The following is a 19,983-nucleotide window of genomic DNA, read 5'->3' as shown; positions in this document are numbered from 1 at the left end:
TCCTTGCTTGAGTTTAACTGCTCAGCAAGGGATTCGTTTTTCGGGGGCAAGCTCAACGGTTCGTTCAAGGCGACAATCGTACGCAAAGATTTCTCCTCCCTGAAGCCCTCGATGACTACGTGACGGACACCAATCCCGTGCGCGTAGTTGATGTCTTTGTCGATGAGCTTGATCTGCATAAGCTTGGGTTTGAAGGCGTCGAACCAGCATTGACCGGTCGGCCGTCGTATCACCCCGAGATGATGCTCAAGATCTATATCTACGGTTACCTGAACCGTATTCAGTCGAGCCGCCGCCTTGAACGCGAGTGGCTTACAGGCCGCCTTGCACCGGACTTCAAGACCATTGCGCGGTTCCGTAAAGACAACGGCAAAGCGATCCGTAGTCGGGTCGAGCGGCGCAGCAATTGCGCCCGTTTCGCGTTCCAGCAGCTTGAGCCGCTGACTGATGTTCGCGCGCGTCATGCCGAGCTTGCGCGCCGCTAAGACTGCGCGATTCGACGATCTCGACGAACAGGCCGATCAGGTTCAGGTCCATGGTTCGATAGTGCGTGTGATTACCTGGCGATCCGTCAGGATAGCGCTCACCCGTTCGCTCATCGACTGCAAACTGGTTTTAGCTCAATGCGACGCGGGACGAAAAGGAATCATCGCCAGCAACTGAGCAACCCCGGCGTGCAGCTTGCGTTTGCTGGCGCCGTCGGCGGCCTGGACGGACAGGCCGGAAAAAACCGACATGCACAATGTGGCAAGCGCCGCGGCGTCCGCCTCAGGCACGAGTTCCCCTTGTTCGACGGCTTTCTTCAAGCGCTTTTCGACGGTTCGAGCCACCTTTAGCCGCAATGCCTGAAGGAAGTTTCGCAGTTCGACGTGCTCGGCGCCAATCCCCGCGCCGCCGAGAAAAATCATGCATCCACGAGAACGCTGTCCGCCCGTGAAAAGCTCGATGCTCGCGTCGAACATGGCTTCGAGGCTTTCGCGCAACGTCGCGTGCGATTCGAAGTTCCTCAACGCCGCGCCGCCTTCGGCCCGGACGTATAGCTCGATCGCCTCTCGATACAGGCTTTCCTTGTTGCCGAACGCCGCGTAGATGCTCGGCGAGTTGACGCCCATTGCATCGACGAGATCCGACATCGAGCACATATCGAAGCCCTTTTCCCAGAAAAGGTCCATCGCGCGCCTGAGCGCCACCTCGCGCTCGAATGCTCTTGGTCTGCCGCGTCCTTTGGTTTCGCCGTAACTGGCCGGCTCCATGTCTCCTCCTGGCAAGCGATTGTCGCGAACCCACGAAAACTGAATTCTATGTCGATCATAACAAAATTATGGACGCATACGCTTCGCCTGTGCTTCAATATCTGTAATGGTCGTCACAGAAATATCGTGGCCATCTGTCAGGTTCGATGGTCGAGCGGTTCAACATCTCAAGGATTGTGCAATGAAGCTGATTTCCTCGTCACTTTTCGCTGTCACGCTGCTGGCCGCGCCGATTGTGTCGCACGCGCAAGCAGTTTCCGAGGCGAAGGCTGACTCGCCCGTTTTCACGGTGTTCGTCGATGCGCCCACGGGTTACACGTTCGTGAAGTTGCCGGACGGCTGGAAATACGTCGGCGCTGTGACGCAGGAAGACGCACGCCTCGTCCAGGCCGGGTCTGTGCCGAAAGCACAGTCATCGGCAAAACAGTCGACCTAACAGAGGTTGAAAGTACGCGGAAGGTAGACGCTGCTCTTCCTGCGAAGAGCAGCGTTGGTCGTGCCTCATCCCTGTTTGGGATGGTCAAGAAAGAATCGCAGCATTTCAGCACTCGCGTCCGGGCCGCTTGGGTCCGTGTAACTGCCGCGTGCGTTACCACCTGACCACGCGTGCGGCGCGCCATGAATGGTCCACAACTCCGCGGCGATACCATCGGGGGAAGCCAGCTTCGAAACGGTACAACTGCGCTGCCCCGTATCGGTCCGACGCCCTACACTGCAGTTATCGACTCGCGCGTCGAAGCCCTGAACCAACTGCGTAGCATTCGCGACGTGAACCGTGGCGTCCGCGTCGCCGTGAAAGACGATCATGGGCCGATTCGGCGAGTCTTTGGCGCGCTTCGCGTGCGCTGTCGTGCTGCGGCGTTTGCCGCCTTTCATAGCCGCGAGCGCAGACGGTAAATCGTGTGCGCTGCCCACGGGCAGACCGGAATGCACACCCGCTGCAGCGTACAGGTCAGAATACGTGGCGATCATGATCGCCGCCATCGCGCCGCCCGCAGACAGTCCCGCGACGTACACGCGCGCAGGATCGACGTTGTGGGCCGCGATGATTTCGCGCGTGATGCCTGCGATCAATGACGGCTCGCCATTCTCGCGACGTTGGTCGTCTGGTCTGAACCAGTTCCAGCACTTCGACGGATTGGCCTGTTGCGGCTGCACGGGATACGCGACAAGACATCGTTGCTGCTTCGCAAGCGCATTCATCTGCGTACCTGCTGCAAAATCGTCGGCGTTCTGCGTGCAGCCGTGCAGCATCACTATCAGTGGCATCGGTTCGCCGACTGCGCCCGCCGGCACATTCAGCCGATACTGCCGGGCGCCGGCGGCGTTCGAATACGCATGCGTGCTGAAGTGCCCCCGGTCTTCGACATCCTTGCTGTCTTCTCGTGACGTGTGCGGTGTGACTTCGCTTATTTGTGTCTCGGCGAACGGGAAAACTTACGCCTTGTCCCGCATTCCATCAACGGCGCCTCCTCGCAGCGCGCGTTGTATGGCTTCTGTCGCTTCGACGGGACCGCGGGTACGCAGCAAGGTCATCGCTTCGTGCATTGAATTCATGAAACCTTCATCGAGTTTCATCGTATGTGTCCGGTTAGCGGAAGTAGGCCTTGGGCGTCGCGTGGCTAGTGGATGCGGTCCGCGAGCGCCGCCTTGACGGCGGGCGAAGCGTGAAAGGCTCCCAGCACCGTGATGCTTTCGATCGTGGCGAGGGCAAGCTCAGGCGTGACGTCTGTGGCAAAGCTGGCGAGTCCCAGCACCTGAATGGTGAGGCGCTGCCGCGCAGCACGAACCGCCTCGAGATCCTGCCTGGAAAAGTGCTGCAGTCCGAGCACAAGCGCACGGCGCGTCACCGTGTCCTGCACGACCTGCGCATGAAGGGCAAGCTGGTTGCGAATCGCCGTTCGGATCAGGTCGGTCCGGTTCGAATAAAAACCTTCCTCGACCAGCAGATCGATTTGTCCGAGATCGACGGGGCCGAGGTTGATCGTGATTTTTTCCGATTCGCCGCCTTTGGGGCGAATCGGCTCAAGTGCTGCGGGCTTTTTCATTTTTCCCTCCTATCACCATCCATGTGGATGGTTATAGGCTGGTTCTTGTCGCACCGCAACACAACATTCAGGGCCAATACGCTTTCCTATGGGTTCACGAAGAAGATGCCCTGAACAGCAGGCTCGTGAGTTGTGGAAATACACCGATCAGCGCCAGCACCCCGGCCATGATGAACACATACGGCAGCGTGCCGAGCACGATGCGTCTCAGTGGCACATCCGGCGCCACGCTTTGCACGACAAAGAGATTGAGCCCGACGGGCGGATGGATCAGCGCCATTTCCATGTTGATGACAACGACCACGCCAAACCAGATCAGGTTCCAGTGATACGCCTGCACCACTGGCACGAGCACGGGCATCGTCACGACGATGATCGCAATGGTCTCCATGAAGCAGCCGAGAAAAATCAACAGCAGGTTGACGCTGACGAACAGCACCCACGGCGCGACATGCGCGCCCGCCACTGCCTGCGTGAGCGACGACGCGACCTGGCTCGTCGTCATCACATAGCCAAACACGATCGCCGATGAAATCACGGCGAGAATCATCACGCTGCTTTGCGCCGCGCTCACGAGAATCTCGTGAAACTTGCGCCAGTTCAACTCGCGATACACAACGCCCGCGAGAATCAGGCTCGCGATGATGCCGAGCGATGCCGCCTCCTGCGGCGTCGCGAGTCCGCGATACAGCGAGCCGAGGATGATCAGGATCAGCAGCGCGAACGGGCCGATATCCTTCAGCGCGACGATGCGCGCGCGAAGCGGCGCGAGTGGACGCGTGCGTGCTTCGCCGCGCGCTTTGCGCCGCAGCGCGAGCGCCATCTGATAGAGGGCGAAGGCTGTCGCCATGATCGCGCCAGGCACGAGCGTCGCGACGAACAAGCGGCCGATCGACTGCTCGGCAATCACGCTATAGACGATGAGAGGAATGCTCGGTGGCAACAAAATGCCCAGCGTTCCGCCCGCCGCGACCGAGCCGCACGCCTGCCCGGCGGGCAAACCATGCCGGCGCATCTCGGAGACCGCGAACCCGCCGATCGCCGCCGCCGTCGCGACGCTCGATCCCGATACGGCCGCCATCACGCCGCATGCCAGCGTGGTCGCGACGGCGAGACCACCCGGCACGCCATCGAGTATCGTCGCGAGCGCGCTGTACAGCCGCGCGCCCATGCCCGACGCCGACACGATCGCGCCCATGAACATGAACATCGGCACGGACGTCAGCGTGAACGTCGCGACCGAACCCCAGTAAGTGCTCGGAATCAGGTTCAACGCGTCCCAGCCGCCGCCCGTGACGAACAGCGAGACCAGCGCGACGAACAGCAACGCGAACGCAATCGGCACGCCGAACGACAATACCGCGAGCAGCCCGCCGAACATCCCGGCGCCGATGAATAGCTGGGTCACTTGTCTCTCCCGAGCACGAGTTCGTCGACTGACAGATCGTGCGTGAGTTCGCGGCGCGCGAAGACGATCGTCGCGAGCCGCACCAGTTGCACGAGTGACAGCAGCAGCGCGCCGGCGAGGAGACACAGATACGGAATCCACAGCGGCAACGAGAACATACCCCACGAACGCTCGCCGCTCGAGTACGCGTCCCACCAGAACTGCGCGGCCAGCACCGCGATCACGACGGCAACGGCCGACATCACCACCGTCGAAAACGCCGCAAGCACGCGTCTACCGCCGTCATTCAAATGATGGCCGAGCACATCGATTTTCAGATGCCGCGACTGCCACGCGAGCGCCGCCGTACCGACGAAAGTCATGTACGCCATCAGATAGGTCGTGACTTCCGTCACCCAGACGTCCGACAGATGCAATGCCTCGCGCGCCAGTACGCCGTACGAGATCACCGCGACTGTCGCGATCACCGCAACGCCCGCCGACAACGCGACGCCTTTGAAAAAGACGTCGAGCAGATGAATTAAACGATCGAGCGGCCCGCGCATGCCGTCCTCCTACTTGTAGAGCGCGACGCTCTGATCGAGCAGCCGCGCGCCGTCGGGCACTTCGTTGCGGAACTTCGTGAAGCTGACCTGCTGGAACAGCTTCTGCCACTGCGTCCATTCGTCGAGCGTCATCTTGTGGATCTGCACGCCGTGGCTGGCAAAGAGTTGCGCGACGCGGCGGTCGTCGGCCTTCGCGCCTTCGAACGCGTTCTGTTCGAGGCTCTGCCCGACGTCTGTCATGATCTTCTGTTGCGCGGGCGTCAGCTTGTTCCAGGTTTTCATGCTGATCGCGATCGGCTCGATCGTGTAGTAGATGCTGTACTGCTCGGGCGAGTCGTAGTATTTGGCCACTTCGTAGAGACGGTACGAGCCGAAGGTGCCAGACGAGGTCCACAAGCCGTCCAGCAGACCGAGTTGCATCGCGTTATAGGTTTCCGACGACGCCATCGACACCGTGCTCGCACCCGCGCTCTGCAGTGCCGCTTCCATCATCTTGCCTGCGCCGCGCACCTTGGTTTTCTCGAGATCGGCGGGTACGTTGACAGGTTTTCCTTTCGACGCCATGCCGCCCGATATCTGTATCCAGCACAATGTCTTGAAGCCGTACGCTTCCAGCTTCGCTTCCAGTTCGCGCCATGGCGCCGAGGTACGGAAGCGATAGACGTCGTCGGGTGTCTTCCAGAGGCCGGGCAACAGGATCAGGTTCATCTGCGGCACCGCGCCCGCTGCATAGATGTACGGGTAAATCGCCAGATCGACGCTGCCGCTGCGCAACGCCGTGTGCATGTTGAGCGCCTTCACCAGCGATTCGGCGGGAAAGATGTCGATATGAATCTTGCCGCCCGAGCGCTGCATCACTTCCTGCGCGAACTTCTTGCCTGTCTGCACGACGTAGTCGTTCGGATCGTCGGGCCATTGATGCGCCATCTTCAGCGTGATCGTGTCGTCGGCGTGCGCGGCGGGCAACGCGGCGAATGTGCACGCGGCAGCCGCTACCAGCGTCGTCATCAAAAAACGAAGTTGTTTCATCCGCGTCTCCTTCCGTCTTGGTTTGTCGTTGTGCGGGATGGTGTCGCTACACTGGCGTCATCCCGAACCGCCTATCTGCTTCGCGATGCACGCATATAGCTCGGCAACCGACGCGGTGCGCGCGTCGGCAGGCAACGTATCGATGAGTTCGGCCACGCGGCGCGTCAGCAGACTGCGCACGTGAAAGCGCTTGCGCAGCTCTTCTGCGCGCGCCGTGTCCACATTCTCGGCACGCCAGTGCGTGTGGGCGTCAATTGCGGAAGAGAGTTGCGCAATCGATGCTTGATCGTTTGCACGCGTCAACACGACGGGCACAACGCGCCGCCCGTTCGCGCGATTGCGTTCGAGCACGTTGCCGATGTCCTGCGCGACGCGCTCGGCGCCCGGCAAATCGCATTTGTTGATAACGACGATATCGGCTGTCTCCAGCACGCCTGCTTTCATCGCCTGGATCTGGTCGCCCGAGTGCGGGCCCATCGTCAGCACGAGCGTGTCGACGAGTGCGCGTGCGCCGTTTTCGACTTGGCCCACGCCAACCGTTTCGAGCAGGATTTCCGCGAAGCCGTCGGCTTCGACGGCGGCGAGCACGTCGGCGAGATTGTCCGAGAGGCCATCGGCGGACCAGCCGCTCGGCAGCGAGCGGATGAAGACATCCGTGTCGGCGAGCACGGCGTCCATCCTCACGCGGTCGCCGAGCAGCGCGCCCGATGTCGTGGGGCTGCTCGGGTCGATGGCGATGATCGCGATCGGTTCGCCGCGCGCCGCGCGCGCCTTCGCCACGCGGCCGATCAATGTGCTCTTGCCCGCACCCGGCGGCCCTGTGAAGCCGATGCGACGCGCGGGCTTGATGTCACTGTCGCGCAACAGGCGCAACGACTCGGCGACGCTCGCGCGCGCGAGCTTCGACAGATCGCGCGCCAACTGACGGCGCGCAACGCCGGCAGTGGCATCCGTTGCGCCACTCATGTCGACACCTCGCCGCACCACGCCGCCGTGTGCTCGCCCAAAAGCGGCGGCACGCCGTACCGAGTGTGAACGCCGTCGATATGAATCGGATTGCCGACCACCTTCAACGGCCCCGCTTCCGATTCGATCTCGACAACAAGCCCGCGCGCCTGCGCCTGCGCGCTCCCAAGCGCCTCGGCAATCGATGCGAGCCGCGATACCACCACGCCCGACGAAGCCAGCGCATCGAGCCAATACTGCGTGGTCTCTCCCGCGAACATTGCGGACAGCGCGCCGATCACCGCGTCGCGATGTGCGCGCCGTTCCGCCATCGTCGCGAAGCCTGTCTGCGTGATCCACTCGGGATGCCCGACGCGTTGCGCGAAGATGCGCCAGAAGTTGTCGTGCGTGATGAACAGCATCAGCCAGTCGTCGCGCGTGCGGAACAGTTGCGCCGGCACGATGTATGGATGCGACGACAGCGCATGCCGTGAAGGCCGCTCGCCGCCGTTGAGCGCGGCGCCTGCCACGTAGTTGAGCTGCGACACCATCACATCGAACATCGCGATGTCGACCTGGCCGCCGCGCCCTTCGACGATCTTCGCCAGCAAGCCGACGGCACCCATGATGCCCGTCGAGTTGTCGACGGTCGAGAAGCCGGCCTTGGTCGGCGGTCCATCGGGGTCGCCCGTCAGATGCATGATGCCCGTCAGCGCCTGGATCACGTAATCGTAGGCGGGCAATTCCGCATGCGGACTGTCGAGACCGAAGCCCGTCAGCGCGACGCAGACGATCCGCTCGTTATGCGAGCGCAGCCGGTCGTACGTGAGGCCGAGTTTGCGGATCGCGGACGGCCGCAGGTTCGTCACGAGCGCGTGCGCGTCGCGCACCATCGCCGCGAGCGCATGCTTGCCCGTCTCGCTCGCCAGATCCAGCACGACGCTCTGCTTGTTGCGGTTCAGGCTGGCGAAATACGCGTTGTGCGGGCCGATCGCATGCGGGCTGATCGAACGCCCGATGTCGCCCTCGGGCGGCTCGATCTTGATCACCTCGGCGCCGAGGTCGGCCAGCAGCATTCCGCAGTACGGGCCCATCAGCATGTGCCCGATCTCGATCACGCGAATCCCCGCGAGCGGTCCGCCGGACGCGCGGCTCTGCGGCGCTTCGTCGGGTGCGGCGAAACCGGGCACGTTCATCCGAGCACCTTCGCGACGGCATCGATCACGTCGTCGAGCGGCATGTCGCTCGTGAATACGCCGCGTATGCCCGCTTTCAGGAACGCCGCGCGATCGTCGGCGGGAATCGTGCCGCCGACGAACACGGGAATCGCGCCCGCGCCCTGGTCGGCGAGCAGTTCGACCGTGCGCGCGACGAGTTCGTTATGACTGCCCGAGAGTATCGACAGTCCAACGGCATCGACGTCTTCATCGACGGCAATCCGCGCGATGTACTCTGGGCTCTTGCGCAAGCCGGTGTAGATCACGCTTGCGCCCGCGTCACGCAACGCGAGCGCGATCACTTTCGCGCCGATATCGTGGCCGTCGAGTCCGGGCTTGGCCACGAGAATGCGCTTACCCTTGAGCGGCGCGTGCAGGCTGCGGACTGTTGCGCCGGCAGCGGCAGACGGATCGGCGGACTTGCTGCTCGTGCTATTCATAGATGGACCGGCTCCTCGAATTCGCCCCATTGCTCTTTCAACCGCGCCACCATTTCGCCGACGGTCGCGTACGCATGACAGCAATCGACGAGATACGGCATCAGGTTGCCGTCTTCGCGCGCGGCCGCCGTGCTCAGCGCATCCAGCGACTTTTGCGCTTCCATCTGGTTGCGCGTGTCGCGCAGCCGCTCGAAACGTTCGACGACAGTCGCGCTCGCCTGCGGATTCAGATGGAACAATTCGCCCGGCTGCTCGACCTGGTTCTCGCGCCGGAAGCAGTTCTGCCCGACGACGAGCCGCTCCTGATCGTCCGTTTCGCGCTTGCGCTGCAGCGCGCTCTTTGCGATGCGCAATTGCAGCCAGCCGTCTTCGATCGCTTTCACCGCGCCGCCGTACGCGTCGATTTCGTCCATCAGTTCGCGGATGCGCGCCTCCGTGCGATCGGTCAGTTCCTCGACGAAGTACGAGCCGCCTAGCGGATCGACCGTGCGCGCAATGCCGCTTTCGTAGCCAATGATCTGTTGCGTGCGCAACGCAAGCTCGGCGGAGAATTCGGTCGGAATCTGAAACGCTTCGTCGTATGCGCAGGTGAACACCGACTGCGCGCCGCCCATCACGGCCGCGCACGTTTCGATCGCGACCCGCACGACGTTGTTGTACGGCTGCGCCGACGTCAGCGATGAGCCGCCGCACACGACGCCAAAGCGGAACATCTGCGCCTTCTCGTCGTCGACACCGTAGCGCTCCCGGATGAGCCGTGCCCATACGCGCCGCCCCGCGCGAAACTTCGCGACCTCTTCGAAGAGGTCCATGTGCACGTAGAAGAAGAAGCTCAGACGGCGCGCGAACTTCGCGACATCGCCGCCGCGCGCGACGACGGTATCGACATAGGCCAGCCCGTTGGCAAGCGTGTACGCCATTTCCTCGACAGCGGTGCACCCCGCGTCGCGCATATGCGCGCCCGCAATCGAAATCGGGTTGAAACGCGGCGACACTCCATTCGAATACAGGATCGAATCGGCGATCAGACGCATCGAAGGACGCACCGGAAAAATCCATGTGCCGCGCGCCACGTACTCCTTGAGGATGTCGTTCTGGATCGTGCCCGTCAGCTTGTCGCGCGGCACGCCCTGCTTGTCCGCGCACGCGACGTACATCGCGTAGATCATCGCCGCCGTGCCGTTGATCGTGAACGACGTCGAGATGCGGCTCAGATCGATTCCCTGGAACAGCAGTTCCATCTCGGACAGGTTCGACAGCGAGACGCCGACCTTGCCGATCTCCGAACGCGCCATCGGATCGTCGGGATCGAGGCCGCACTGTGTCGGCAGATCGAGCGCGACAGAAAGTCCGGTCTGCCCCTGCTGCAACAGAAAGCGGTAGCGTTCGTTCGATTCCTCTGCCGTGCCGAAGCCCGAATACTGGCGCATCGTCCAGAGTCGCCCGCGATAGCCGTCAGGGAAGATGCCGCGCGTGAATGGAAACTGTCCCGGCGCGCCGATGCCGTCCGTGCCGTTCGCTTCGCTGGGACCGACCACGACGGGCACATGCAGTCCCGACGGCGTGCGGTCGGGATGCGGCATCGCTATCGCTTCGTCGAGTTCGGCTGCGCTTGACTTCATGCTGTGACGCTCCTTTCTTGCGGTGGCTGAACGGCACGACTCGGACTAGGTTTTCGAACCGCCTGCCGCCGATGTGCGCTGCCGGTCGAGAAACTTCTGCGCCTGCTCCCAATGCGCGGGCGCCGTCCATGTCGCGACGAAAGCCGCGCGTTCGGCAGCGCGCGTGGCTTGCGACAACGCGCTTCGATGCGCAGCGGCAATCTGCTTCATCGCGCGAATGACGTGCGGCGGGCGGCCAACGAACGGCTTCACGAATTGCGCGACACATTCGTCGACCGATTGACCTTGCGCGCACACGTCGTCGAGTAGACCTAGCGTCAGCGCTTCACTCGCTTCGAGCACACGCGCTTCGGCAAGCACGCGCATTGCGCGCGCCGGGCCAAGCAGCGCGAACAGATCGGCGGCGCCGCCGAAGCCTGTGGTGATGGCGAGCGTCGCCTGCACGAAGCCGATGCATGCATGTGCTGCCGCGATGCGGTAGTCGCACGCGATCGCCAATTCCGCGCCGCCGCCCAACGCCGTGCCGTTCAATGCGGCAATCACGGGCACAGGCGTCGCGCGGATCGCATCGAGCGCGGCGGCCGCGTGATCGAACAGCGCACCAGCATCGGCGTCGCTGCGCAGCGCGTCGAATTCGCGCAGATCGCCGCCCGCCGCGAAGCTGCGATCGCCCGCCGCCGACAGCACGACGGCTTGTAACTCCGCGGCATGTGCAGCATCGGCGAAGGTTTCGCGTAAGGCGTCGAGCGTCGCGCGATTCAGCGCATTGCGCTTGTCCGGACGGTTGATGGTCACGTGCAGCACACCGCCGCGCACGCTCGTCAGGACAGCCGATTCAGTCGCGTCCTGTCGCTCGCTCGACATTTCGCCGCTCATCAATGACCGCCCGCTTCGATCGAACGTTTCGCCTCTAGCAGCACCGCGCCGATCCGCTCGATCTGGTCTTCCATCCGGTGGCGCGGGCCGGCGACGGCAATGCCCAGCACGTCGCGATTCACATCGACGGGCACCGCGATCGCGAACACGTCGCTGACGCTCTCGCCGCGCGTCACGAAATAGCCCTTCTCGCGCGATTGCGCGATGTCGTCGAACAGGTCGTCGGCGGAGGTCAAGGTGTTGTCAGTGACGCTCGTCAGCGCGGCCTGCGCGAGAAAGCGTCGAAGTTCGCCTGCATTGACACGGCTCAGCATCGCCTTGCCGATCGAAGTCGAATGCAGCGGCTTCAACGCGCCCGCCGCCGAGCTGTAGCGGATCGTCTGCGGCCCTTCGAGCACGCTCAGATAGACGATCTCGTCATGCTGCCGTTTGCCGACGATCACGGTTTCCTGCGTCGCGTCGCGCAACGTCTGAAGCTGCGGCTCGATGCGTTCGAGGTAGGGATCGTTGGCGATGATTTTCGCGGCCATGTCGTACAGGCGGCGCGTCGGGAAGAGGTCCTTTCTGCGGCTCGTCAGGTACAGATAGCCGCGTTCGAGCAGCACGCGCACGATGCCGTGACTCGTGCTGACAGGCAAACCGGCCGCCTCGGCAAGTTCGCTGAGCGTCATCGGACGCCCTTCCGCCTCGAATGCTTCGAAGATGCCCAGTGCTCGATCGGTTGGCTTCATTTTCGTATGTTCGAAAAATAATTTGTTATTTCGAAATTCAGTATAGGCCAAACGCTGGGTTGCGCCAGCACTGGCTGCTCATGGAAAGCCCTGGTGCATGCTTCGGGAAAGCTGCGAAGCCTTGCTGTACAAGCTCTTGACGCGCTTTCGACGACGTTATTCGCTGCTCGACCCTTTCTTGACACCTCAAAAACTGGCTTCTATAGTCAATCCATATATTCGAAATTACTTTCGAAATAGCGAAAAGTAAAGGTCGGCGGATCAGACACGACCCGTATCGGCAAGGAGATGGTATGGACGCCTCCCTCCCGCGTCGGATAGGAGGGGCAGTAGGAACGGCGGAGCCCTCGCTATACCCGACGGCATCAGAGTGCCAAAGTGGTGGTGTCAAAACGACCACTGAGGGTAAGGAGGGCTCGAAATGAAGACTACGACGTTTGGCGTGGACCTGGCAAAGCGGGTCTTTCAGGTGCACTGGGTAGACATGGACACAGGCGAGATCAACCGTCGTCAGCTCAAGCGCGAACAGCTCGTGACGTTCTTCGCGAAGCAGGCGCCCGCGCTCATCGCGATGGAAGCGTGCGGCAGCGCCCATTACTGGGCACGCCGCTTCGCGAGCTTCGGTCATCAAGTCCGGCTCATTGCGCCGTCATTCGTCCGACCGTTTGTGAAGCGCAACAAGACCGATGTGGCAGACGCGCAGGCGATCTGGGAAGCTGCACAACGGCCGGAGATGCGTTTCGTCGCTGTGAAGAGCGAAGCGCAGCAAGCGGTGCTGACGCTGCACCGCGTGCGCGCACAACTGCTCAAGATGCGTCGCATGCAGATTAACCAGACGCACGGCTTGCTGTACGAGTTTGGCGCGGCAGTGCATCGCGGCTCGCACAGCATGAGCGACGCGGCCCGCATGCTCGGCGAGCTGGCCGACGCTTTGCCTGCCATGGTCATCGACACGCTTCGCGAACAACTGCAGCGTATCGAAGCGCTCACGCGCGACATCCGTGCCATTGAACACCGGCTCGCAGCATGGTTGCGTCAGGATGAAGGGGCCACGCGGCTCGCCGCCATTCCGGGTGTGGGCCTGCTCACGGCGACTGCCGCCATTGCCACCATCGGCGAGGCGAGTACGTTTCGCTCCGGGCGCGAGTTCGCCGCGTTCCTCGGTCTGGTGCCACGGCAAAGCGGCACGGGAGGTCGCGTCAAGCTGCTGGGCATCAGCAAAAGAGGCGACGTGTACTTGCGTACCTTGCTGATTCACGGCGCGCGCGCAGTGCTCTCGCATCCGAAGCACCTGAGCGACGCGCTGCAACGTTTGCTCGCGCGACGACCGTTCAATGTAGTGGTCGTCGCGCTCGCAAACAAAACGGCACGCACGATCTGGGCGCTGCTTGCCCACGCTCGAACGTACCAATCTGGTTACGTGGCTCACGCTGCGTAGAAGATCAACTAACTATGGAGACGTGGTCGCTAATAGGTTGCGCAGGTTGATATACATGTGATGGCGAAACAGGTCGGACCGCGGGGAAGCAAACCTGAATTCTGTCCTGTCCTTCGAGGACTCGCAGGAGATGAGGACTTCCCCGGCAGATTCCATCAGGGCCAGCGGATCACCATCCGCACCACAGGCCGGATATAAGTCTGCAACCTCATCCTGTCCGTCACACACCGAATATCACCTGGCAAACCGGGAGGCGTCCATATAAGACAGATATGTGGATGACGGAGCTCGACAAGACTGAGCGGCGCACCATGGCCGGCTGCTTCCTTGGCTGGACACTCGACGCGCTCGACGTGCAGGTCTACAGCTTCGTGATTCCGGCGCTGATGGTCGGCTGGCACATCACGGCTGCCGAAGCAGGCGTGCTCGGCACGGTGACGCTGCTGGCGTCGGCGGTCGGCGGATGGTTGAGCGGGCTGGCCGCCGACCGCTTCGGGCGCGTCGCCGTCTTGCAGGCGACGATTCTCTGGTACGCGGTCTTCACGTTCGCGTGCGGTTTCACGCAGAACTACGAGCAGCTCTTCATCTGCCGCGCGCTGCAAGGCTTCGGCTTCGGCGGCGAATGGGCGGCGGGCGCGGTGCTGGTCGGCGAGACGGTGCGCGGCGCGTACCGGGGCCGCGCCGTCGGTATCGTGCAGAGCGGCTGGGCCGTGGGCTGGGGCATGGCCGCGCTGCTGTTCGGCCTGTTCTTTTCGATCATGCCGGAGCAACTCGCGTGGCGCGCGCTGTTCTGGGTCGGCCTCGCACCCGCGCTGCTGGTGTTCTGGGTGCGCCGGCACGTGCCTGAATCAGCTGTCTTCACGAAGGGCCGACGCGAGCGGCGCAACCGCGGCATGCTGCGCCAGTTGCTCGCGATCTTCCGCCTCGACTATCTGGCGACGACGCTCAGGGTCTCGGCGCTGGCGACAGGATCGATCGGCGGCTCTTACACATTCCTGATCTGGCTGCCGACCTACCTCAAGACGACACGCGGCCTGTCGATCATCGGCACCACGGGCTATACGACCGTGATGATTCTCGGCGCGTTTGTCGGCTTTATCCTCGGTGCGTATCTGGCCGACTCGATAGGGCGCAAACGAACGTTCATGGTCAGCGCAATCGGTTCAGCCGTGATTCTCGCCGCCTACATGTTGATGCCGATCAGCAACGGCGCGATGCTCGTGCTCGGTTTTCCGCTCGGCCTCTGCGCATTCATGATGTTTTCGCCGATGGGCCCGTACATGACCGAGCTGTTCCCGACGCGCATGCGCGCGGCGGGCCAAGGCTTTTGCTACAACTTCGGCCGCGGTATCGGCGCACTCTTTCCCGCGCTGGTGGGCAAGCTGACGAGCGTGATGGGACTGGGCAATGCGATTGCGGCGTTCGGTATCGCGGCTTACGCCGTCATGCTGCTCGCCGTGCTGCTGTTGCCCGAAACGCTCGGCCGACCGTTGCCCGACGATGCCGAAACGCCGCTGCAGACCGAGGGCGGCGCTGCAAACAGCTATACGCCATCATGATACCGACACGTTCCGCCAACGCCACCGACACATGTCCGCAACTTGCCAGGCTCCACGCACGGCCATCAAGACGCCCGACCAGAAGGCACCGCCCGGCGCGTGCGATTGCCATATTCATGTCACCGGTCCGTTCGAGCGTTTCCCGCTGAGCGAGCGCCGCGCCTATACGCCGCCCGAGGCAACGCTGGCCCAGTACGAACACGTGCAGGACGTCCTCGGAACGCAACGCGTAGTGATCGTGCAGCCCAGTTTCTACGCCACCGACAACGGCTGCACGCTGGATGCCGTCGCGCACTTCGGCGTGCAACGCAGCCGTGCCGTTGTGGTGGTCGCTCCGCAGATCGGCGATGCGCAACTGCGGCAAATGCACGAAACGGGCGCGCGCGGCGTGCGCGTCAATCTGGTGACGCCGGGCGGCCCGCCCGTCGATCATCTGATGCAACTCGCCGACAAGATCGCGCCGTTCGGCTGGCACACGCAGATCTACGCGAACGGCGAAGATCTGCCCGATTTGCTGCCGATCCTGCGCCGCCTGCCCACCGATGTCGTCATCGATCACATGGGACAGATACCCGCCGCGTGGGGCATCGCGCATCCCGCGATCACGGCGTTGCGCGCGCTGCTCGACGGCGGACGCGCGTGGTTGAAGCTGTGCGGCTATCGCTGTTCGAGCGTAGGCTATCCGTTTCGCGATGTCGACGCACTCGCGACGCTGCTGGCGCGCGTCGCGACGGAACGGTGCGTGTGGGGCACGGACTGGCCGCATCCGAATTTCGAAGGCACGATGCCCGACGACGGCGAGCTGCTCGATGCATTGATGCGATGGGCGCCTTCAGCACAGGCGCAACAACGCATTCTCGTGGACAACCCTGCCGCGCTCTACGGGTTCGACCCGCAATGAGCGCGCGATCCGTTGAGTACTGGAGACGAACATGCTGATGGAACAACAGATGCCGTCGAATGCGAAGTCGATGGTTTCCGAAGCCGAGTGGAACACGCGTGTCGATCTTGCCGCGTGTTATCGGCTGATGCCGTATTTCGGATTGAGCGATCTCGTATACAACCACATCACGGCGCGCATCCCTGGCGACGACACGCGGCTGCTGATCAATCCGTATGGCTACATGTACGAGGAGATCACGGCGTCGAGTCTGATCACGATCGATATCGACGGCAACGTTCTTTTCAATCCGAACGAAGGCACATACGGTGTCAACGCTGCCGGTTACGTGATTCATAGCGCCGTGCATAGCGCGCGGCACGACGTGAACTGCGTGATCCACACGCACAGTCGTGGCGGACTCGCTGTTTCGGCGCTTTCGTGTGGGTTGTTGCCGCTCACGCAAACAGCGATGCGCTTTGGCCCTGTCGCGTATCACGACTATCAGGGCGTCGCGATCGACCTCAAAGAACGCAAGACGCTCGAGGAAGACCTGGGCCATGCCGAGGCGATGATCCTGCGCAATCATGGGCTGCTGGTTGCGAGTGCATCGATTCCGCAAGCCTTCAATGCGATCTACTGGCTCGAGAACGCATGCCGCGCGCAAGTCGACGCGATGGCATGCAATACCGAGCTGCATTTGCCGCCTCAGCATGTGATCGACAAGACCGCGCATCTGTACAAGCCGGAAACGCGACGCCCCTATGGCGAAATGGAGTGGCCCGCGATGCTGCGGTTTCTCGATCGACGGGACCCGTCGTATCGAAACTAGACGCAGGGCGGTCACCCCTTATCGCGCAGCCCGCTTTGGCGTTTTCGGCTGCTGCTTCTGGGACTGCCAGCTGTCGTCGTCGAGCAACCGGTCAAACAGGCGATTGATCATCGTTTGGGGCAATGGCGCCAGTCCAAGCAATGAATTGAACGCTATGCCGCTTGCAGCGAAATAGCGAAGCAATGAAAGCTCGAGGTCGCCCGACTCGCGCTGGAGTGCTTTCATCCTGTCTGCATCCGCCGCTTTCGAGTCGTCGAGCAGTTCCGGACTCTCGACCAACGCTGCCAGCACGGCTCGCGCGACCGAATGCGGCTGCTTGATGGACTCCCGATAGACGGCTATATGCGCCGCGAGATTCGGTTCGGCTTTCTTGCCTGCTTCCTTCGCCAGGTAGTCGAGCCGGATCTGTTCAAACTGTTGCCGCTGATAATCAAGCAGCGCTGTAAGCACACCATGCTTGGTGCGGATGCAGCCGCCCCCCCTTGCTCACGCCACTCTCGCGCGACAGCGAATCGAATGTAAGGCCACCCACGCCTTCTCGCGCAAGGATTGTGAATGCGGCCTCAATAGCCTTCTTGCGGGTCGTCTCGGAACGGGTCTGATTGTCCATTGATCAATAAGGCACTGTCACATTGGCGACGCGCTCGAGTAAGATGCCGTGACGAACAAGACGAAATCGCTATATTACGGTCATCGCTTTCCGGCGGTCGTCATCAGTTGCGCCGTGCGCTGGTACTTCCGGTTCCAGCTGAGCCTACGCGACATCGAAGAACTGCTGTTCGAGCGTGGTGTTGTCGTCAGCTACGAGACTATTCGCCGCTGGTGCGACAAATTTGGCGCGGACTTCGCATCTCGCGTCAAGGCTGCTCGCCGCAAGCCCGGCACCACGTGGCATCTGGACGAAGTGTTTGTGACCTTGCGCGGCGAGCCTTACCTGCTATGGCGTGCGGTTGACGAGCACGGCGCAGAACTCGACGTCCTATTGCAGAAACGGCGGGACAAGGCGGCCGCCAAACGGTTCTTCAGGCGAGTGCTTCTTTCATGTCCTGTGCCCGCGCAAGATCGTTACCGATCAATTACGCAGCTATCCGGCCGCCAAGGCCGACATCCCCGAACTGGCGCACGTGAAACACGTGTTCGTCAAGGCTGCCGCACGCGTAAATAATCGGGCCGAAAACAGTCACCAACCCACGCGCGAACGCGAGCGCCGCATGCGTGGCTTCCGCGAGCCGAAACGGACTCAGGCGTTCCTGTCAAGCTTCGGTCCGATCCGGCAGCACTTCGCGCTCAAGCGACATCTGCTGCGCGCTTCGCTCTTTCGCAAGCAACTCGCCCAACGCTTTGCCGCATGGCATCGTTTCACCGAGCTCGCCCAAAATCCGTCAGCTGTCTGAGCCAACACGCGTGCTCTGCTGTTTTGCGCCATCAGCAAGTCAACGTGACAACGCCCCCCTGACCCCGTAACTTGCGCGGCAGTATGCGCAGCGATACGGCGCCTCCAGAAGCCGGACGCTGGCGAGACACTGCGCCTCGTAACCACAGCGGCGACATGCCGTTTCCAGCGGCTGGCGATGCGCCGGGCACATGCCTACGCCGTCCATCTGATGGAGTACGCTATGGTAGCCACGCGCTACGCAGCGGTGACAGTAGCGAAACAGTCCACTGTAACGGCGTCGATGTGACGGCAGCAACAGAGATGTCCGCAGCGTTTTCATCGGCACGGCGAGCGTGTCGCGTAGTCGCTGGATATCGACCGTACCCAATTGCGGAACGATGCCTTCGTACGGATCGATATCCGGTCCCATCAGACGCGCGACGACGTGCCCGGGCAGCGCATCCGCCTTCTCGAAGTTCCAGACGATCGAGATGAGCGATTCGCAGGGATGGAGCCACTTCCTGTTGAAGACGTAACCCAGCGAGGGCGTCAGCCTGCGTTCGTCGAGCGTGAGGATCGGAAAGCTCGGCGCTCGCAGCACCGGATTGTTACACGGTGGCGACGAGCACGCGTCCGGTTGCATGACGTGACTGCACATAGCCGCAGTGCTGTACGGCGTGAGTCCACAGCGCGGGTTCCGGACAGTATTGCAGACTGTCCTTGACTTCTCTTTCCTTCAGCACGATCTCGACAACGCGCGCAAATGATTCCATGGGGATTTCCAGCCGGCCCGGCAGGTTCGCCTTGTTGTGCGCAGCCTCGAACGCGCGCCACAGCGCGTCCGCGTCACTGACCAGCCGATACCCTGCATCGAAACCCTGCGGAATATAAAAGCGCGTAAAACTCCAATCGCTGCCTTCCGGGTAACCGGTCTGGTCGTACCTGTTCAGACACGTCGCCACGTCCTCGGCGTTGCGGATGCCGTAAAACGCCAGCTCCTCGACCATCAGTCGCGCGACGATCTGTGTCTTGCCGGCGACCTGCATCGCGGTCTTCTGCGCGAGGAGCTCCTGCTGGCCCACCAGAAACGTGAATAGCTTGATATTCTGCCGGTCGAGTGCGTCGTGAACGTCACGCAGCCACTCGTATTCGTTCTCGTTGTAACGCTGTGCTTCGTCGCAAAAGAGGAGCACGGTGCCGCTGCCGGCCCGGGCCGCCGCCTCGCGGATTCTCAGCGACAGACGCATGCGTTTCGAGGGATTCGATCCGGCGTTCGGGTCCGGGTCGCCGACGGCCTCGAGCAGGTTTGCGAAGAATGGGCCTTCGGCGTGCCGCGGCTTGTGTTCGCACTGCGCGTGATAGCTTGTCATCTTCGGATAATTGCGCGCGAGCAGCAGACGCACATACTCAATCGCGCGGGTCATGCCGATCCGCGCTGGCCCGTAGATCAGTGCCTCCATGATCCGGTAGCGTAGACACCGGACGACCAGCTCGTAGAGCGCCTCGATCGCGGGCGTGGCGATGCGGTAGTTGCCAGACGCCAGTGGCTGCAGCGACGGATCAATGGGGCGTGGTTTCTGAAGCGACATGATGCCTCCCATGCAAACGACAGGGTTAAAAGACCTGGCCGGTACCGATGGAAAGTTTCTTTGGACGCACCGGGGCGCGGGGCGCACGCACAGTTGGGGCAGAACCCAGCAGCCGCATGGCATGGGCAAGTTGTGTGGCAGCCTTACGTGTCTTTTTCGCCTGCGCGAGCTTTTCCTGTACGTACGTTCCGATCGG

18 protein-coding genes and 4 pseudogenes are annotated in these 19,983 nt (G+C 62.3%); 7 read left to right on the top strand and 15 right to left on the bottom strand.

What is annotated here, in order from left to right; all coding sequences use genetic code 11:
- Positions 1 to 17 precede the first annotated feature (17 nt).
- Positions 18 to 383: pseudogene (locus OKW37_RS26090) on the top strand (transposase); the annotation flags it as partial.
- Positions 384 to 620: 237 nt separating this feature from the next.
- On the opposite strand, the gene OKW37_RS26085 reads toward OKW37_RS26090, so the two are convergent.
- On the bottom strand, positions 621 to 1,253 hold the full coding sequence (locus OKW37_RS26085; RefSeq protein ID WP_429354626.1) for a TetR/AcrR family transcriptional regulator: 633 nt from the start codon (positions 1,251 to 1,253) through the stop codon (positions 621 to 623).
- Positions 1,254 to 1,434: 181 nt separating this feature from the next.
- Between OKW37_RS26085 and OKW37_RS26080 the strand changes: the two genes are divergently transcribed.
- Positions 1,435 to 1,689: a hypothetical protein gene (locus tag OKW37_RS26080; RefSeq protein WP_429402635.1), complete on the top strand. Its 255-nt coding sequence runs from the start codon at positions 1,435 to 1,437 to the stop codon at positions 1,687 to 1,689.
- 65 nt (positions 1,690 to 1,754) lie between these two features.
- Here OKW37_RS26080 and OKW37_RS26075 read toward each other — a convergent pair.
- From OKW37_RS26075 to OKW37_RS26025, 11 genes and pseudogenes are all read right to left on the bottom strand, one after another.
- Positions 1,755 to 2,831, bottom strand: a pseudogene (locus tag OKW37_RS26075) (extracellular catalytic domain type 1 short-chain-length polyhydroxyalkanoate depolymerase).
- 44 nt (positions 2,832 to 2,875) lie between these two features.
- The gene (locus OKW37_RS26070) at positions 2,876 to 3,301 is read right to left on the bottom strand and encodes a CopG family transcriptional regulator (RefSeq protein WP_429354628.1); all 426 of its coding nucleotides are present in this window, start codon (positions 3,299 to 3,301) and stop codon (positions 2,876 to 2,878) included.
- Positions 3,302 to 3,395: 94 nt separating this feature from the next.
- Positions 3,396 to 4,709 carry a TRAP transporter large permease gene (locus OKW37_RS26065; RefSeq protein WP_429402634.1) on the bottom strand — a complete coding sequence of 438 codons (1,314 nt, stop codon included), beginning with the start codon at positions 4,707 to 4,709 and terminating at the stop codon, positions 3,396 to 3,398.
- Positions 4,706 to 5,254 carry a TRAP transporter small permease gene (locus OKW37_RS26060; protein ID WP_429402633.1) on the bottom strand — a complete coding sequence of 183 codons (549 nt, stop codon included), beginning with the start codon at positions 5,252 to 5,254 and terminating at the stop codon, positions 4,706 to 4,708. Before OKW37_RS26060 ends, OKW37_RS26065 begins: the two co-directional genes overlap by 4 nt.
- Positions 5,255 to 5,263: 9 nt before the next feature.
- Entirely contained in the window at positions 5,264 to 6,283 is a 1,020-nt protein-coding gene (gene dctP / locus OKW37_RS26055) for a TRAP transporter substrate-binding protein DctP (protein WP_429402632.1), read from the bottom strand.
- Between the two features lie 57 nt (positions 6,284 to 6,340).
- On the bottom strand, positions 6,341 to 7,249 hold the full coding sequence (locus tag OKW37_RS26050; RefSeq protein ID WP_429402631.1) for a GTP-binding protein: 909 nt from the start codon (positions 7,247 to 7,249) through the stop codon (positions 6,341 to 6,343).
- Positions 7,246 to 8,424, bottom strand: a complete 1,179-nt coding sequence (locus OKW37_RS26045; RefSeq protein WP_429402630.1) for a CaiB/BaiF CoA transferase family protein — start codon at positions 8,422 to 8,424, stop codon at positions 7,246 to 7,248. The genes OKW37_RS26050 and OKW37_RS26045 overlap by 4 nt, the downstream gene beginning before the upstream one ends.
- Positions 8,421 to 8,885, bottom strand: coding sequence for a cobalamin B12-binding domain-containing protein (locus OKW37_RS26040; protein WP_429354634.1), 465 nt, complete (start codon positions 8,883 to 8,885; stop codon positions 8,421 to 8,423). The genes OKW37_RS26045 and OKW37_RS26040 overlap by 4 nt, the downstream gene beginning before the upstream one ends.
- Positions 8,882 to 10,507: an acyl-CoA mutase large subunit family protein gene (locus OKW37_RS26035; protein ID WP_429402629.1), complete on the bottom strand. Its 1,626-nt coding sequence runs from the start codon at positions 10,505 to 10,507 to the stop codon at positions 8,882 to 8,884. The genes OKW37_RS26040 and OKW37_RS26035 overlap by 4 nt, the downstream gene beginning before the upstream one ends.
- A gap of 45 nt (positions 10,508 to 10,552) precedes the next feature.
- Entirely contained in the window at positions 10,553 to 11,383 is an 831-nt protein-coding gene (locus OKW37_RS26030; RefSeq protein ID WP_429402628.1) for an enoyl-CoA hydratase/isomerase family protein, read from the bottom strand.
- Positions 11,383 to 12,114 carry an IclR family transcriptional regulator gene (locus tag OKW37_RS26025; RefSeq protein ID WP_429402627.1) on the bottom strand — a complete coding sequence of 244 codons (732 nt, stop codon included), beginning with the start codon at positions 12,112 to 12,114 and terminating at the stop codon, positions 11,383 to 11,385. The genes OKW37_RS26030 and OKW37_RS26025 overlap by 1 nt, the downstream gene beginning before the upstream one ends.
- A gap of 421 nt (positions 12,115 to 12,535) precedes the next feature.
- Here OKW37_RS26025 and OKW37_RS26020 point away from each other — a divergent pair, with 421 nt between their 5' ends.
- From OKW37_RS26020 to OKW37_RS26005, 4 genes are all read left to right on the top strand, one after another.
- The gene (locus tag OKW37_RS26020; protein WP_090806496.1) at positions 12,536 to 13,552 is read left to right on the top strand and encodes an IS110 family transposase; all 1,017 of its coding nucleotides are present in this window, start codon (positions 12,536 to 12,538) and stop codon (positions 13,550 to 13,552) included.
- 272 nt (positions 13,553 to 13,824) lie between these two features.
- Positions 13,825 to 15,111 carry an MFS transporter gene (locus tag OKW37_RS26015; protein ID WP_429402626.1) on the top strand — a complete coding sequence of 429 codons (1,287 nt, stop codon included), beginning with the start codon at positions 13,825 to 13,827 and terminating at the stop codon, positions 15,109 to 15,111.
- Positions 15,112 to 15,142: 31 nt separating this feature from the next.
- Positions 15,143 to 16,012, top strand: coding sequence for an amidohydrolase family protein (locus OKW37_RS26010; RefSeq protein ID WP_429402625.1), 870 nt, complete (start codon positions 15,143 to 15,145; stop codon positions 16,010 to 16,012).
- 31 nt (positions 16,013 to 16,043) lie between these two features.
- On the top strand, positions 16,044 to 16,823 hold the full coding sequence (locus OKW37_RS26005; RefSeq protein WP_429402624.1) for a class II aldolase/adducin family protein: 780 nt from the start codon (positions 16,044 to 16,046) through the stop codon (positions 16,821 to 16,823).
- An 18-nt stretch (positions 16,824 to 16,841) separates the two neighbouring features.
- Here the strand turns inward: OKW37_RS26005 and OKW37_RS26000 are convergent.
- A pseudogene (locus OKW37_RS26000) lies at positions 16,842 to 17,433 on the bottom strand (TetR/AcrR family transcriptional regulator).
- A gap of 48 nt (positions 17,434 to 17,481) precedes the next feature.
- Between OKW37_RS26000 and OKW37_RS25995 the strand changes: the two are divergent.
- A pseudogene (locus tag OKW37_RS25995) lies at positions 17,482 to 18,217 on the top strand (IS6 family transposase).
- Between the two features lie 39 nt (positions 18,218 to 18,256).
- Here the strand turns inward: OKW37_RS25995 and OKW37_RS25990 are convergent.
- Positions 18,257 to 18,841, bottom strand: a complete 585-nt coding sequence (locus tag OKW37_RS25990; RefSeq protein ID WP_429402623.1) for a hypothetical protein — start codon at positions 18,839 to 18,841, stop codon at positions 18,257 to 18,259.
- A complete protein-coding gene (locus OKW37_RS25985) occupies positions 18,807 to 19,787 on the bottom strand; it encodes an AAA family ATPase (protein ID WP_429402622.1) in 981 nt (326 codons plus the stop codon). The genes OKW37_RS25990 and OKW37_RS25985 overlap by 35 nt, the downstream gene beginning before the upstream one ends.
- Positions 19,788 to 19,983 lie beyond the last annotated feature (196 nt).

This window comes from Paraburkholderia sp. MM5482-R2, assembly GCF_050436125.1.
GTDB lineage: Bacteria > Pseudomonadota > Gammaproteobacteria > Burkholderiales > Burkholderiaceae > Paraburkholderia > Paraburkholderia tuberum.
Note: the sequence above shows the minus strand (reverse complement) of the source record. Positions and strands in the feature narration are given on the sequence as shown.

Bases quoted from the DNA above. Each gene is read 5' to 3' on its own strand.
- OKW37_RS26085 (WP_429354626.1), bottom strand. From the start codon at position 1,253: ATGGAGCCGGCCAGTTACGGCGAAACCAAAGGACGCGGCAGACCAAGA.
- OKW37_RS26080 (WP_429402635.1), top strand. From the start codon at position 1,435: ATGAAGCTGATTTCCTCGTCACTTTTCGCTGTCACGCTGCTGGCCGCG.
- OKW37_RS26070 (WP_429354628.1), bottom strand. From the start codon at position 3,301: ATGAAAAAGCCCGCAGCACTTGAGCCGATTCGCCCCAAAGGCGGCGAA.
- OKW37_RS26060 (WP_429402633.1), bottom strand. From the start codon at position 5,254: ATGCGCGGGCCGCTCGATCGTTTAATTCATCTGCTCGACGTCTTTTTC.
- dctP (WP_429402632.1), bottom strand. From the start codon at position 6,283: ATGAAACAACTTCGTTTTTTGATGACGACGCTGGTAGCGGCTGCCGCG.
- OKW37_RS26050 (WP_429402631.1), bottom strand. From the start codon at position 7,249: ATGAGTGGCGCAACGGATGCCACTGCCGGCGTTGCGCGCCGTCAGTTG.
- OKW37_RS26045 (WP_429402630.1), bottom strand. From the start codon at position 8,424: ATGAACGTGCCCGGTTTCGCCGCACCCGACGAAGCGCCGCAGAGCCGC.
- OKW37_RS26040 (WP_429354634.1), bottom strand. From the start codon at position 8,885: ATGAATAGCACGAGCAGCAAGTCCGCCGATCCGTCTGCCGCTGCCGGC.
- OKW37_RS26035 (WP_429402629.1), bottom strand. From the start codon at position 10,507: ATGAAGTCAAGCGCAGCCGAACTCGACGAAGCGATAGCGATGCCGCAT.
- OKW37_RS26030 (WP_429402628.1), bottom strand. From the start codon at position 11,383: ATGAGCGGCGAAATGTCGAGCGAGCGACAGGACGCGACTGAATCGGCT.
- OKW37_RS26025 (WP_429402627.1), bottom strand. From the start codon at position 12,114: ATGAAGCCAACCGATCGAGCACTGGGCATCTTCGAAGCATTCGAGGCG.
- OKW37_RS26020 (WP_090806496.1), top strand. From the start codon at position 12,536: ATGAAGACTACGACGTTTGGCGTGGACCTGGCAAAGCGGGTCTTTCAG.
- OKW37_RS26015 (WP_429402626.1), top strand. From the start codon at position 13,825: ATGTGGATGACGGAGCTCGACAAGACTGAGCGGCGCACCATGGCCGGC.
- OKW37_RS26010 (WP_429402625.1), top strand. From the start codon at position 15,143: ATGTCCGCAACTTGCCAGGCTCCACGCACGGCCATCAAGACGCCCGAC.
- OKW37_RS26005 (WP_429402624.1), top strand. From the start codon at position 16,044: ATGCTGATGGAACAACAGATGCCGTCGAATGCGAAGTCGATGGTTTCC.
- OKW37_RS25990 (WP_429402623.1), bottom strand. From the start codon at position 18,841: ATGCAACCGGACGCGTGCTCGTCGCCACCGTGTAACAATCCGGTGCTG.
- OKW37_RS25985 (WP_429402622.1), bottom strand. From the start codon at position 19,787: ATGTCGCTTCAGAAACCACGCCCCATTGATCCGTCGCTGCAGCCACTG.